This window comes from Pseudomonas sp. SDT291_1_S447 (genome assembly GCF_054070155.1).
The window spans coordinates 51,054-65,039 of sequence record NZ_JBSVXS010000020.1; the positions used below are offsets into that span (position 1 = coordinate 51,054).

Below are 13,986 nucleotides of genomic sequence, written 5' to 3' on the forward strand. Positions count from 1 at the left end.
TTGACGAAAAGCGCCCCGCCCCGGCATTCCTGCCGGGGCGGGGCTTTTTTGCCCATACCGTGTTTGGCGCTGGTCGCAAACGCCACTCCGGTCATGGCTATTTTGGAGATACAAAATGAACGATTTTACTCTGAATGCTGAAGTGCGTTCCGACCTGGGGAAAGGTGCGAGCCGCCGCCTGCGTCGTCTCGCCGCTCTGGTTCCAGCTGTTGTTTACGGTGGCGAAAAAGCCCCTGAATCCATCAGCATGCTGGCCAAAGAAGTTGCCAAACTGCTCGAAAACGAAGCGGCTTACAGCCACGTTATCGAACTGAACGTTGGCGGCAAAAAGCAGAACGTCATCATCAAAGCTCTGCAACGTCACCCGTCCAAAGGTCACGTTCTGCACGCTGACTTCGTACGCGTCGTAGCCGGTCAGAAACTGACTGCTATCGTGCCTGTGCACTTTGTTGGTGAAGAAGCTCCGGTCAAGAAAGGCGGCGAGATCTCGCACGTCCTGAACGAAATCGAAGTGACTTGCCTGCCGAAAGATCTGCCTGAATTCATCGAAGTCGACCTGTCGGCTCTGGAAATCGGCGCAATCGTCCACCTGTCCGACATCAAAGCCCCTAAAGGCGTTGAGTTCGTTGCACTGGCTCACGGTGACGACAAAGCTGTTGCAAACGTACACGCTCCACGCGTTGCTCCAGAAGCTACCGAAGAAGGCGCAGCAGAGTAATTCACTCTGTTTAGCCTGAGTGAGCAAGTAACATCGCGGACTGGAACGTAGCGAGAAAGCGGGCGAGAACGCGGAGTTTACATCCATGGTAAATGAGCATTTTTCGTCCACTTTCGCCGCTTTGCCTGATCGCGGCGATGTTACTCACCACTCAAAGGAAGGGCCCCTATCGTGACTGCCATCAAACTGATCGTTGGCCTGGGAAATCCAGGCGCCGAATACGACCAGACCCGGCATAACGCAGGGGCCCTTTTTGTTGAGCGTATCGCCCACGCACAGAATGTGAATCTTGTGGCCGATCGCAAATATTTCGGCCTGACCGGGCGCTATTCGCATCAGGGTCAGGATGTTCGTCTGCTGATTCCCACCACTTACATGAACCGCAGCGGCCAGGCCGTGGCGGCACTCGCCGGTTTCTTCCGCATCAAGCCTGAAGAAATTCTGGTGGCGCATGACGAACTCGACTTGCCTCCGGGCGTTGCCAAGCTCAAGCAGGGCGGCGGCCATGGCGGTCACAACGGGTTGCGCGACATCATTGCGCAACTGGGCAATCAGAATACGTTCTACCGCCTGCGGCTTGGCATTGGCCACCCGGGCGTCGCCAGTATGGTTTCAAATTTCGTCCTGGGTCGTGCGCCACGCGCCGAACAGGAAAAACTCGATGCCAGCATCGACTTTGCCCTCGGCGTGCTGCCGGATATCCTCGCCGGGGAATGGAACCGCGCGATGAAAAACCTGCACAGCCAGAAGGCCTGACTCTACTCCGAGGGGAAACACCATGGGATTCAATTGCGGCATCGTCGGCCTGCCTAACGTCGGCAAGTCCACCCTGTTCAACGCACTGACCAAATCCGGTATCGCGGCCGAGAACTTCCCCTTCTGCACCATCGAGCCGAACAGCGGCATCGTGCCGATGCCGGATCCACGCCTCGAAGCATTGGCAGCCATCGTCAATCCGAAGCGCATCCTGCCGACCACCATGGAATTCGTCGACATCGCGGGCCTGGTGGCCGGCGCCTCGAAAGGTGAAGGCCTGGGCAACAAGTTCCTCGCCAACATCCGTGAGACTGACGCGATCGCTCACGTGGTGCGCTGCTTCGAAGACGAAAACGTGATCCACGTTTCCAACAGCGTTGACCCGAAACGCGACATCGAAATCATCGACCTGGAACTGATCTTCGCCGACCTCGACAGCTGCGAGAAGCAACTGCAGAAAGTTGCGCGCAACGCCAAGGGCGGTGACAAGGACGCCGTGGTTCAGAAAGCTCTGCTTGAGCAACTGATCGCGCACTTCACCGAAGCCAAGCCGGCGCGCAGCCTGATGAAGAACATGAGCGCTGACGAAAAAGCAGTGATCAAGGGCTTCCACCTGCTGACCACCAAACCGGTCATGTACATCGCCAACGTCGCTGAAGACGGTTTCGAGAACAACCCGCACCTGGACGTGGTTCGCGCCATTGCCGAAGAAGAAGGCGCGATGGTCGTTCCGGTCTGCAACAAGATCGAAGCGGAAATCGCCGAGCTCGATGACGGCGAAGAGAAGGACATGTTCCTTGAGGCCCTGGGCCTGGAAGAGCCTGGCCTGAACCGCGTGATCCGCGCCGGCTACGAAATGCTGCACCTGCAGACCTACTTCACCGCCGGTGTCGAAGAAGTCCGCGCCTGGACCGTCAAAGTCGGTGCCACCGCACCACAAGCTGCTGGCGTGATCCACACCGACTTCGAGAAAGGCTTCATCCGCGCCGAAGTGATCGCCTACAACGACTTCATCCAGTACAAGGGCGAAGCCGGTACCAAAGAGGCCGGTAAATGGCGTCTGGAAGGCAAGGATTACATCGTCAAAGATGGCGACGTGATGCACTTCCGCTTCAACGTGTAAGCGTTACGCCGAAGAAAAAGCCGCGTTTGATACGCGGCTTTTTTGTGCCTGAAATATTTTCCGCCACACCACCAATCCCTTGTAGGAGGGAGCCTGCTCGAGAGAGCGTTCTATCAGCTACAGATGTGCGGACTGACACACCGCTATCGCGAGCAGGCTCACTCCTACAATGGGTAATGTGTGAGGTCAGGCCTTTTTGGTGCGCGGCAGGAATATCGCCAGTACGCCAAACAACGGCAGGAAAGAGCAGAGGAAATACACATACTCAATCCCGTGCACATCCGCCAGATGCCCCAGCAACGCCGCGCCAATCCCGCCAAAACCAAACATCAGACCGAAGAAGATTCCGGCGATCATCCCGACATTCCCCGGCACCAGCTCCTGCGCATACACCACAATCGCCGAGAACGCTGAAGCCAGAATGAAGCCGATCACCACGCTGAGAACGCTGGTCCAGAACAGATCAACGTGAGGCATAAGCAGCGTAAACGGCGCCACACCGAGGATCGAAAACCAGATCACCGCCTTACGCCCGATCTTGTCGCCAATCGGCCCACCAAAGAACGTCCCCGCCGCTACCGCACCGAGAAACAGGAACAGGTGCAACTGCGAGCTGGCCACCGACAGGTCAAACTTCTCGATCAGGTAGAACGTGAAGTAACTGGTCAGGCTGGCCATGTAGAAATACTTCGAGAACACCAACAGCCCCAGCACCACCAGCGCACTGGTCACCCTGCCCTTCGACAGCCCGTGCGTCGCCGCTTGACCGGCCTTGAGCTTGAACAGATTGAGGTGATGGGCGTACCAGCGACTGATGCGGTACAGCACGAACAGCGCAAACACCGCGAACAAACCGAACCACGCCACGTTGCCCTGACCGAACGGAATGATGATCGCCGCCGCCAGCAACGGGCCGAACGCGGAACCGGCATTACCGCCGACCTGAAAGGTCGACTGCGCCAAGCCAAAGCGTCCACCGGAAGCGAGCCGCGCAATCCGTGAGGCCTCGGGGTGAAACGTCGAGGAACCGATACCAATCAGCGCCGCCGCCAGCAGAATCAACGGGAAACTGCCGACCATCGACATCATCACGATGCCAATCAGCGTGCAGATCGAACCGGCCGGTAACAGCCACGGTTTTGGATGCCGATCGGTGTGATAACCGACCCACGGTTGCAACAGCGAGGCGGTCAGTTGAAAGGTCAAAGTGATCAGGCCGACCTGAGTAAACGTCAGGCCGTAATTGGCCTTGAGCATCGGGTAGATCGACGGCAGCACCGACTGGATCAGGTCGTTGATCAAATGCGCCAGCGCCACTGCGCCGATGATACGCATCACCAATGGGTTGCTTTGCGGAGCAGCGGGCGCCGAGGCAGCGGCGGTCTGAACGTTGCTGATAGCCATGGAAGTTTTCCGGACAGCAGATGGGTGCACGCAGGCAGGTGCGTCAATGTGCCATTTTTCGGTGCGCCAGCGCCATCCCCTTAGCCAGCTAACTAACTGACTGGTCGTCGACTGCAAGGTGATAGCGCAACGCCATGGTCTGAATCTTGCCTTGCTTCTCCCCTTGAACGCGGGCGCCTTACAAAGGCGACCGACAATGGGAAGTTTCGCTACAGAGCCGGCCTACAGAGCGGGCGAGAGTGAACTTTCGAGGCCTTTTAGCAGGGCACAACATCCAGGTCACACGACCGCGATGCACGCCATTGGTGCGTGGTGTCCAGAGGAGTCATGGGGCATGCAGGCTTTCCTTTCACCGGGGATCAAATTGCTGGGGCGGTTTGGCTTCGCAGGTAAATTCCAGTTGTTGTTTCTGCTGTTCATTCTGCCGTTGGCCGGCAGCCTGTTAATGATCGGCCAGGACTATCGCGACAAACTCAATCTGATTTCCGGCGAACGCGCCGGCGTACGCCAGTTGCTCGCGCTGGATGCGCTGGACAATCTGCTCGCCGCCCAACGTGATCGCGCCGCCCGCTGGCGCGCCACGGAAACCAATCGCCAACCGACGCCGGCCACTCTCGCTGCCATGGCCGCGTTCGACGCGGTGCAACCAGCGGTTCTGCAAGCGACCACGGATTTGGGCGCCGCCCTAAAAAACGAAGGCGCTGAAGGCGAAACCCTCACCCGCTATCAAGCACTGCAAACCGCACTCAATGGTCTGGATTCAAAAAGCCTGAGCAGCGTCGGTTGGTGGCCGGACGGTTACGACCGCTTCACCAACGCCCTCAGCGCCCTGCAAGCGTTGCGCGAGCAGATCGTCATGGACAATCGCCTGACCCTCGCTCCGTGGCTGGAAACCTATCTGCTGACACAAATTTCCACGCAGCACGCGCCGGATCTCATCGAACGGGTCGGACGCCTCGCTGCAGTCGGCCAGGCATCGGTCGTCTCCGGCCAATTCACCCTGCAAAGCCGTCTGCAATTGCGCGACCTGCGCAGCCGCATCGGTGACGCCCGCGAGCAGCTGGTCAAAACTGCCACGCTGCTCGAAGCACGCCTGCCGAAAGATCAGCAGAGCTGGGCCAACCAATACCACAACAGCCTCAAACACCTCGACAGCGGTCTGAAGGTGCTGGACGACGGTGTATTCGGCGGCTCTATCAATCTCAAACCGGAAGAATTCGAACGCAGCCTCGATGCGCTGCTGACCGACCTCGCCGCCCTGCGCCAGCAATCGCTGGTGTCGCTGGATCAGCGCCTCGACGCCTACCACAGCTCGGCGATTCGCCAATTCATCATCGTCGCCACAATCTTCGGCTGCCTGCTACTCGCGGCGCTGTATTTGTTCGTCTGCCTGCAAGCCTCGATCCGTCGCAGTGCCAGCGGCATCACCCTGCTCGCCGAAGCCCTGCGCGATGGCAACCTCAGCCTGCAAGTGCCGGTGGTGGGCCGTGATGAACTGGCCGCGATCAGCACCGCACTCAACGTTGCCGTGGTGCAACTACGCACGAGCATGCTCGGCGTCGATCACGAGACCTCGCAACTGAGCAACGCGGTGCGCAGCCTCAACGAACACTCCAGCGGCGCCCTCGGCGAAGTCGAGGCGCAACAGTTGCAGATCAGCCAGATCGCCGCTGCTGCCACGCAATTGGCCGCAACGTCGCAAGGCGTGGCGCAGAGTTGCGAGCAGGCTTCTGGCAGCGCCCAACACACCCGGCGCATCGCCGCTGACAGCAGCCGCGACAGCCAGCGCACCACGGCGAGTATTCAGCAGCTCAACCAGCGTTTGAACGACACCGCTGCGGCACTCGGTCGAGTCAGCGAGCAAGGCCAGCAGATTCAATTGGTCGTCGACACGATTCGCGGTGTCGCCGAGCAGACCAATTTGCTTGCACTCAACGCAGCCATCGAAGCCGCGCGTGCCGGTGAGCAAGGTCGCGGTTTCGCCGTAGTGGCGGACGAAGTGCGCAGCCTGTCGCAACGCACGCAGTCGTCCACCGCGCAGATCGCCGGTACGGTCGACAGCTTGCGCGCCACGGTCAACGAAGCCGTGAGCCTGATGGAAGCCGCGTGCGGCCAGGCGCAAACCGATGCCGAGTCGGTTACCGGTCTCGGTGAGCGTTTAGGAGAAATCGCCAGCGCCGTGCAAAGCGTTACAGACACGTTGGCGCAGATCGCCACGGCGGTCGAGGAACAGGCCAGCACCGCCGACGAAGTCAGCGGCAATATCCAGCAGGTTGATCAGGCGGCCGTGCGCTTGCTTGAAGGCGCACGGGCGGTGAACCTCGCGGCGGACACCCTGAGTCAGGGCAGCCACGCCTTGAGCGCCAATACGGCAAGATTTCAGCTGCGTTGATGCCCTGCCCGGCCCGGAATTTCCGGGTTGGAGGATAAGCGGTTGAAAATAAGAAGAAATATTTTAAATTTACGCTTGACGCTTTTCCATTTCAGGGGAATAATGCGCGCCACTTGGCTACATAGCTCAGTTGGTTAGAGCATAGCATTCATAATGCTGGGGTCCGGGGTTCAAGTCCCTGTGTAGCCACCAAGTACTAAAAACGGCTTACCGAAAGGTAGGCCGTTTTTTTATGCCTCGAGAAAAGTCTCGGTAATCTGTTACTTCAAAATATCCTTCTCTTCGTTGCTCGCTTTGGTCGCTGCCTGTGCGATCAGGGCGTCAAGCATCTGCGCAATGACCTTCTGTTGGACCTTCGAAAGTTCATTGATGGACTGCAGCCGTCGATACCACGTCGAGGTCAAGCTGCGTCTGGGCGTCTGCGTGTACGAGGGAACCCCGAGCAGGTCTTCAACAGGCACGCGCAGCGCAAATGCCATCTTCAGCAGCGTCGTGACCGGCATGCTGCGGGTGCCCTCCTCGTAGCCCTGAAAGGTCTGCCGGGAAAGACCTAAAGCCCTTGCAAACCGAGTCTGTGTGATCTCGTGCACTGTGCGTAAGTGAGCAATGCGACTGCCCATCGCCACCAGAAAATCGCGGTCCTCATTGGAGACACTCATGACAATGGCCGACTGAAAATAGAATTGAATGGCAACGGACTTATCCCTTTCATCTGAAATCCATCCTGGAAAAAACAACAGAAAACATCCTCAGGTAAAGGCGCGTAAGTTGTCGACCTGAAAAACCTGTAGGACAAATTCAGACGCGCCCTCCATCCAAAGCAAAAGACTACAAGCGCGAAGCACCGCTGGTTCATCTGAACCGATCGCCAATCAACAGGCCGAGAGAGCGCTGTAGGAAACGAGTCCGATTCAGGTACGAATTGGATTTTTCGTAAAATCTCTCGCCTGAAAGTCACCCCATCGGTTTGCCCGAATCCCCCATTGACCGACAAGCTTCCCTGGCTCGATTCAAAGCCATACAGGGAGTTGGCATGGCTCGATTCAAATCTCTCTTCGATGAAGATTGGCCTTGGAAACGTCCGAGATGGAACGGCTCGTGGGCGGCTTGGAATCCGCCTCCCCCGCCGGAGCCGGTGTACGTCGAAAAGGATGAATGGCCAACGCCCAAGCCCCGCGAAGATCAGGTGTTCGCCAAGTCCTGCACTGTGGATAACTGGTGCCGAACGGACGCCGGTACGGCACCCGAACCCGCCAGCAACTTCGGCAAGGTCATGGTCGCCGGCGCCATGCTCTTGCCCTCTGCCAGCACCGCTGTCGCGACAGCGATAGGCGCCGATCTGGCCTTGGGCCGGTTGGCGGGCGACGGGATTCTGCAACAGCGCCTCAACTGGGCAATTCGCGGCGCTGCTGGGCCGGCCAGCGTGTTCGTCCTCGGGATGCTGCCGACCCGCATGGGCGACGGCACGCTGCACACCGACGAACAACTACGCCGCATGAGCCACGCTCCCACTCGTGTGCGCTTCCAGTTTCGGCGTGACGCCGAAGGGATCATGCAGGTTTACGGCATCCACTCCGGCGCTTCGGGCGATGACTCGGTGCGTACAGTCAAAGTCGAGTGGAACAGCGACAAGACTGCGATGGAGGCCAAGCTCAACGGCATCACGATTTTGTGGACGCCGCAACGCGGGCCCCTAGGATCTATGCCGCCGCTGGTCTATCCCGAACACGGCGAGCCACTGAACACGATCCTTGTTCATCCGATTGCCGAGAACACTGACAGCCAGATAGAAGGCCTGCCCGGCGAGGACATGACTGCCGAGGATTGTATTCTGGTGTTCCCGGCGGACACTGGTTTGAAGTCACTGTATGTGGTGTTTTCGAGGCCGGCCAGACTGACGCCGGGTACAGTGACGGGGGTTGGTGAGGATGTGTCGGGGATATGGCTTGCTGGGGCGGGAACGGGGATCGGTGCGCCGATTCCTACACGGATTGCGGATAGGCTCAGGGGGCGGGAGTTTTCAAGCTTCGATGCCTTCAGAAAGGCGTTTTGGACTGAGGTTGTGAATGATCCAGAACTGGCTGAGCAATTTAAACCGCAGAATATTGCGCTTATGCGCAGTGGCAGCGCGCCTCATGCCCGGTATCAAGATGCTGCGGGTAAAAGAAAAACTTACGAACTGCATCACGTTGTACGGGTATCGGAAGGTGGTGCTGTGTATGACATCGAGAACTTAAGGGTCAGCACGCCAAAAAACCATATAGATATTCACCGGAAATAACCTCATGGCAAATAAAATTACTGATTACACCGAAGTGCAATTCATTAGCTTATTGCAGGAAATATTCACTTCTAATGGGGATGGCACGCCAGAGATGGTGTTGGCGGATCTATTGGATAAATTCTGTGAGCTCGCCGAGCATCCCGCGGGTACTGACCTGATTTATTGGCCGGAGGATGACGCTGATTGCACCCCTGAAGGCATCACCGAAACCGTAAAGAAATGGCGCGCCACCAATGAGCTACCCGGATTCAAACAGTAATTCAATTCGCCCATTTAAACCGAGCATTGCATGACAAAAATATCTGACTACACAGAAGCTGATTTCGTTGAATTTCTAGAATCCGTACTAGCCGCCAACACCAGCCCCGATGAAATACTTGATCCGCTATTAATGGAGTTTACGCGTCTCTCTGAACACCCGGCGGGATCTGATCTGATTTACTGGCCGGAAGATTTGAGCAAATCCCTAACGGCCGAAGAAATCACCGAAACAGTGAAGCAGTGGCGCGCCGCGAATGGACTGCCTGGGTTCAAGCAATAAGTACTAATTTACACCTCGAGATGATCACCGAACTTGTGGCGAGGGGATAAAGCTCCTCACCACAACGCTATGTCTGACCTACTCACGACAGGGCTAACAACCCCTTCGCCCAGATCTGCCGAGTCCGCAACCCCACCATCGCCCGCCAATCCGGATCAGCCGGATAAAACTGCTCCAACAGATTCAACTTGATCCCCCTCCCCGTCGCGTCCAGCGGATCGCCATGCAAATGCAGCCAATGGTCATCGCGCAAATGCCGATGTACCTCCGGCCCCGGATACGTCCCGCACTCGATCACGAACGGCATCAGTTGCATGCTCGGCAACGCATTGAGCAATGCCTGCGAGGTGTACCCGGTAGCCGTCGCAGCCACTCCGGTTTCGCTCAAGGTATCGGCGCCGGTGTGCAGCGTGTAAAGCCATGGGCCATAAATCGCCTGGGCTTGCGCGAGTGCCGGGTACGGCGCCTGGGTGATGGTCAGCAACATCGGATGACCGTACTCACCGGCGCCGGTGTGCAGGTCGAAACACATCACGGTTTCAGCGCCAGCCAGATGCGTTTCGATGATTTGGTGCAACGTGCGGTTCGACCAACTCGGCGCACGGCCACCATAGAACAGTCCATCGGGATGACTGTGCTGACCGCCCTCGACAATCGACATCACTGCCGGCCAGCCGTGTTCGTTGATTTGCGCATCGAGCAAGGCATCGGCGCGTTGGCGCTCAGGGCCGTGCAAATCGGTGCAGGCGTAGATTTCGTGGAGTGCGGCGTACGCGCGGTTATCCGGTAGCGGCCCGGTGAAATCGAGGTGATTGCGGTTGAGGTCGATGTTGTCTTCGTTGACCCGGCGCAACCACGCCGTGCCCCATGGGTTGATCAGGTGAACCATGACCACCGCGACATCCTTGGGCAGTGAGCCGGGTTCGAAGGTTTTCAGCCAATCGATCTGGCAATCCGAGCCGTAATAACCCTCGACGCCGTGCGTGCCGCTGAGCGCTACCAGTCGGCGCTTGGCCAGGGGATCGCCGAGCACGGCGACGTCGGTGCTCAGCGGTTCACCGAAGGGGCCGCAGCGTGGATGTGCGTAGGAGGTGAGCGTGGCGCCGGCGGCATTAGCGGCGACGAGAAACTGTTCGCGTTGATCGCGGTAGCTGGATTCGGTGGGGAACTCGCTGTGCATGTTCGGCCTCTGGTGATTTTTTTGCCTTGACCTATGTAGGAGTGAGCCTGCTCGCGATAGCGTCATCACACCCAACATCATTGCTGACTGACCCACCGCGATCGCGAGCAGGCTCACTCCTACAGGGGACGTGTGCAATAGGTCGATTGAGGTTGACCCTAGCGAACATCCGCCCCGAAAAGAAAGACAAAAATGCCCACCGGTTTGCGTCGCGACCGGGCGGTCGATAAAGTCCCGAAGACTTTTATCCCACGGACGGAGAGCCCGCGTGTTTTCAGCCTTGCCCTTAAGCCGCTTTCGCCTGCCTGCCCTGACGCTGATCATCAGCGCCCTGACCCTCACCGCGTGCAACGCCCCGCCCTCCTCGACCTTGCCGCTGGCACCGGAAGCCGCGTCCGGTTACCGCACCGACCTGCAAACCCGTCACGCCAGCCAACACATGGCAGCGGCTGCCAACCCTCTGGCTGCTGAAGCCGGGCGCGAGATGCTGCGTCAGGGCGGTTCGGCGATTGATGCGGCAATTGCGATGCAGGCGGTGTTAACCCTGGTTGAGCCGCAGTCTTCCGGGATCGGCGGCGGCGCGATGATCGTGTTGTGGGACGGCAAACAGGTACGCACGTATGACGGTCGCGAAACCGCACCGGCCGGCGCCACCGAAAAGCTGTTCTTGCGTGCCGATGGCCAGCCGATGGCGTTCCCGCAGGCGCAGATCGGCGGTCGCTCGGTCGGCACGCCGGGCGTGTTGCGCGCGCTGGAAATGGCACATAAACAACACGGTCGGCTGCCATGGGCGAAGCTGTTTGAACCGGCGATCAAACTGTCCGAGCAAGGCTTTGCCATTTCGCCGCGCCTGCATTCGCTGCTGGAATCAGATCCAGTCATTCGCCAGTCGCCGGACATGGCCAAGTACTTCCTCAATGCCGATGGCAGCGTCAAAGCCGTCGGCACACGCCTGCAAAACCCGGCGCTGGCCGCGGTGCTCAAACGCATCGCCAATGAAGGCCCGGATGCGTTGTACAAAGGCCCGATCGCCGAAGAAATCGTCGCCAAGGTGCAAGGCCACGCCAACCCCGGCAGCCTGTCGCTGAACGATTTGCAGCGCTATCAGGCCAAGGAACGTGCGCCGCTGTGCACCGATTACAAACGCTGGCAGGTCTGCGGCATGCCGCCACCGTCGTCGGGCGGGATCGCCGTGGCGCAGATTCTCGGTACGTTGCAGGCGCTGGAAACCCGCGATCCACGTCTTTCGCTGACACCGCTCAAACCGGTGAAAACTGACAAACCGGCTGGCATCGAACCGGCGCCAGAGGCTGTGCATTTGATCGCCGAAGCCGAACGCCTGGCCTACGCCGACCGCGCGCAATACGTCGCCGATACCGACTTTGTGCCGGTGCCGGTCAAAGGCTTGGTCGATCCGGGTTACCTGGCCAGCCGCGCCAGCCTGATCGGCGAACGCAGCATGGGCAGCGCCAAACCGGGCACACCGCCGGGTGTGCAGGTTGCCTATGCGCCGGACCGCTCGCCGCTGCGCATCTCCACCTCGCAAGTGGTCGCGGTGGATGACCTCGGCGGCGCCGTGTCGATGACCACCACCATCGAAGCCGCATTCGGCTCGCACCTGATGGTTCAGGGCTTTCTGCTGAACAACCAGATGACCGATTTCTCGTTCATCCCCGAAGAGAACGGCCAGAAAGTCGCCAACCGTGTCGAACCCGGCAAACGCCCGCGCTCGTCGATGGCGCCAACACTGATCTTCGATCGCCACAGCGGCGAATTCGTCGCCACGGTCGGCTCGCCCGGCGGTTCGCAAATCATCGAGTACGTAGCGAAAACCACCGTCGGCCTGCTCGACTGGCACCTCGACCCGCAAAGCGCCATCAGCCTGCCCAACTTCGGCAGCCGCAACGGCCCGACCGAACTGGAACAAGGCCAATTCAGCCCGGCGCTGATTCAGGCGCTGAAAGACAAAGGGCATGCGGTGAATGAAATCGACATGACCAGCGGCATACAAGCCATCGTGCGGGTCAAGGATGCACAGGCGAAAGCGTCGTTGGAAGGTGGCGCGGATCCACGGCGTGAAGGGGAAGCGTTGGGGGATTGAGGGTAGTACGCAAACAAAAAAGGCTTACCGCGAGGTAGGCCTTTTTTCATGCAGCGGATTTAACCCGGAAAATCACCCGATATCAGCGATTCGCCACCAGATGCGCACCGAACAGCAGATAGCATCCACCCGCGAACCGATCCAGCCACTGCCGCGAACGCTCATACACACCGGCAATCCGCCGACTGGCGAAGAACAGCGCTACGCAGCAATACCAGCTGAACGACAGCGTCGCCATGGTCAGCACCGCCAGCGCCAGCAACAGCGGCGGGATGTGAGCCGGCATGGCGGTGGCGAAAATGGTGGCGACGAATAATGCGGATTTGGGGTTGGTCATGTTGCCCAGAAAGCCCCGCCCGTAAGCGCCGAGCAACGTTTGCTCCGAGGTATCGAGCGTGCCAGGGACGATCGGCGCCTTGCGCTTGAACTGCTTGAGCCCGAGGTAGATCAGGTAGCAGCCACCGGCAATCTTGAAGCTCAAGTACAGCGCTGGTGCGGCGCTGAACAGCGACTGAATGCCCAGGCCACCCGCCAGCCCCCACAACACGGTTCCGCTGGCCACGCCGAGCGCCGCGACGACACCGTGGCGGCGGGAACGGCTGACCGCCAGTTGCGCGATGTTGAAGAAGTTCGGGCCGGGCGTGACCACGGCCACCGTCCACAACAGGGCCAACGACAGCAGCGGCGCCAGATAACTCGAAAGGGAAAGATCCATGGGGCATTTGCCTGATTGGTTCGACGATGCCCTCTACCTTGCAACATCCTGCAATGTTTTGCCATCAGCCGCTATTCACACCGCTAACGTCTTCCCATCCACCGCATCACCAATCTTCAGGAAATGCCCGCCCGCCACGTGGTGCAAGGTGCGCAAACCGTCATGTCCTTCGAAATGCCAGCGCCCTTCGCTGAACACGCGCTCATCGGCGTGGGCGGCGATGACTTCGGCGAGGAACAGGTCGTACTGCTCGTGATTGCGCGGCTCCGGGAGCAAACGGCATTCGAGCCAGGCGACGCAGCCGTCAAGCAGCGGCGCTTCGACTTGTTCACCGGCAAAAGTCTGCAGACCATACGCCTGAAACTTGTCCTGTCCTTGAGTTTGGCTGATTTCAAGGCCCGACGTATTGCCGACGGTTTGCACAATGTCGGCTTGATCGACACAAGGGACGTTGAGCACGAAGGTGCCCGAGGCTTCGAGAAGTTGGCGGGTCCAGGTGGATTTATCGAGGACGACGGCGACTTTCGGTGGCTCGAAATCCAGCGGCATGGCCCAAGCGGCGGCCATGATATTGCGCTGACCGTCGTGGGCGGCGCTGACCAGCACGGTCGGCCCGTGGTTGAGCAAACGGTAGGCTTTGTTCAGGGGCACCGGGCGGCGGTGGGAATCGCTCATGGGATCTGCTCCGGGGGAAAAGGAGCCGATTGTAGCGCTGCCACTGAAGAAACACAGAACCTGTGGGAGCGAGCTTGCTCGCGAAGGCGATAGGTCA

General features: G+C 59.1%; 13 protein-coding genes and 1 tRNA gene. 9 read left to right on the forward strand and 5 right to left on the reverse strand.

Annotation, left to right across the window (positions count from 1 at the left end; translation table 11 throughout):
* The first annotated feature begins 115 nt into the window (after nt 1-115).
* The 3 genes from ACW9IR_RS09735 to ychF all read left to right on the forward strand — a co-directional run bounded on the left by ACW9IR_RS09735 (nt 116) and on the right by ychF (nt 2,597).
* Nucleotides 116-718 carry a 50S ribosomal protein L25/general stress protein Ctc gene (locus tag ACW9IR_RS09735; protein ID WP_034156037.1) on the forward strand — a complete coding sequence of 201 codons (603 nt, stop codon included), beginning with the start codon at nt 116-118 and terminating at the stop codon, nt 716-718.
* A 171-nt stretch (nt 719-889) separates the two neighbouring features.
* Entirely contained in the window at nt 890-1,474 is a 585-nt protein-coding gene (pth, locus tag ACW9IR_RS09740) for an aminoacyl-tRNA hydrolase (protein ID WP_008079560.1), read from the forward strand.
* A 22-nt stretch (nt 1,475-1,496) separates the two neighbouring features.
* A complete protein-coding gene (ychF, locus tag ACW9IR_RS09745) occupies nt 1,497-2,597 on the forward strand; it encodes a redox-regulated ATPase YchF (protein ID WP_007912904.1) in 1,101 nt (366 codons plus the stop codon).
* A gap of 186 nt (nt 2,598-2,783) precedes the next feature.
* Here ychF and ACW9IR_RS09750 read toward each other — a convergent pair whose 3' ends face one another.
* Nucleotides 2,784-4,001 carry an MFS transporter gene (locus ACW9IR_RS09750; protein WP_095122968.1) on the reverse strand — a complete coding sequence of 406 codons (1,218 nt, stop codon included), beginning with the start codon at nt 3,999-4,001 and terminating at the stop codon, nt 2,784-2,786.
* Between the two features lie 334 nt (nt 4,002-4,335).
* Here ACW9IR_RS09750 and ACW9IR_RS09755 point away from each other — a divergent pair, with 334 nt between their 5' ends.
* The gene (locus tag ACW9IR_RS09755; protein ID WP_457462956.1) at nt 4,336-6,393 is read left to right on the forward strand and encodes a methyl-accepting chemotaxis protein; all 2,058 of its coding nucleotides are present in this window, start codon (nt 4,336-4,338) and stop codon (nt 6,391-6,393) included.
* 115 nt (nt 6,394-6,508) lie between these two features.
* Nucleotides 6,509-6,585, forward strand: a tRNA-Met gene (locus ACW9IR_RS09760).
* A gap of 68 nt (nt 6,586-6,653) precedes the next feature.
* Here the strand turns inward: ACW9IR_RS09760 and ACW9IR_RS09765 are convergent.
* The gene (locus ACW9IR_RS09765) at nt 6,654-7,130 is read right to left on the reverse strand and encodes a helix-turn-helix domain-containing protein (protein WP_457462958.1); all 477 of its coding nucleotides are present in this window, start codon (nt 7,128-7,130) and stop codon (nt 6,654-6,656) included.
* A gap of 296 nt (nt 7,131-7,426) precedes the next feature.
* Between ACW9IR_RS09765 and ACW9IR_RS09770 the strand changes: the two genes are divergently transcribed.
* From ACW9IR_RS09770 to ACW9IR_RS09780, 3 genes are read left to right on the forward strand one after another with little or no spacing between them, the layout of a single operon-like run.
* The gene (locus ACW9IR_RS09770) at nt 7,427-8,674 is read left to right on the forward strand and encodes an S-type pyocin domain-containing protein (protein WP_457462960.1); all 1,248 of its coding nucleotides are present in this window, start codon (nt 7,427-7,429) and stop codon (nt 8,672-8,674) included.
* Nucleotides 8,675-8,678: 4 nt separating this feature from the next.
* Nucleotides 8,679-8,936 carry a bacteriocin immunity protein gene (locus ACW9IR_RS09775; RefSeq protein WP_457462962.1) on the forward strand — a complete coding sequence of 86 codons (258 nt, stop codon included), beginning with the start codon at nt 8,679-8,681 and terminating at the stop codon, nt 8,934-8,936.
* A 30-nt stretch (nt 8,937-8,966) separates the two neighbouring features.
* A complete protein-coding gene (locus ACW9IR_RS09780; protein ID WP_457462964.1) occupies nt 8,967-9,218 on the forward strand; it encodes a bacteriocin immunity protein in 252 nt (83 codons plus the stop codon).
* Between the two features lie 82 nt (nt 9,219-9,300).
* Here the strand turns inward: ACW9IR_RS09780 and ACW9IR_RS09785 are convergent, their stop codons facing one another.
* Nucleotides 9,301-10,398 (reverse strand): DUF2817 domain-containing protein, encoded by a 1,098-nt coding sequence (locus ACW9IR_RS09785; RefSeq protein ID WP_457462966.1) that lies wholly within the window; start codon nt 10,396-10,398, stop codon nt 9,301-9,303.
* A gap of 268 nt (nt 10,399-10,666) precedes the next feature.
* Between ACW9IR_RS09785 and ggt the strand changes: the two genes are divergently transcribed.
* Complete coding sequence (gene ggt, locus ACW9IR_RS09790; RefSeq protein WP_457462968.1) at nt 10,667-12,499, forward strand: gamma-glutamyltransferase; 1,833 nt, start codon at nt 10,667-10,669, stop codon at nt 12,497-12,499.
* An 82-nt stretch (nt 12,500-12,581) separates the two neighbouring features.
* Here the strand turns inward: ggt and ACW9IR_RS09795 are convergent, their stop codons facing one another.
* Both ACW9IR_RS09795 and ACW9IR_RS09800 read right to left on the reverse strand, forming a co-directional pair.
* A complete protein-coding gene (locus ACW9IR_RS09795) occupies nt 12,582-13,214 on the reverse strand; it encodes a LysE family translocator (RefSeq protein ID WP_150693125.1) in 633 nt (210 codons plus the stop codon).
* A 75-nt stretch (nt 13,215-13,289) separates the two neighbouring features.
* Nucleotides 13,290-13,889 carry a flavin reductase family protein gene (locus ACW9IR_RS09800; RefSeq protein ID WP_401046820.1) on the reverse strand — a complete coding sequence of 200 codons (600 nt, stop codon included), beginning with the start codon at nt 13,887-13,889 and terminating at the stop codon, nt 13,290-13,292.
* Nucleotides 13,890-13,986: the final 97 nt, after the last annotated feature.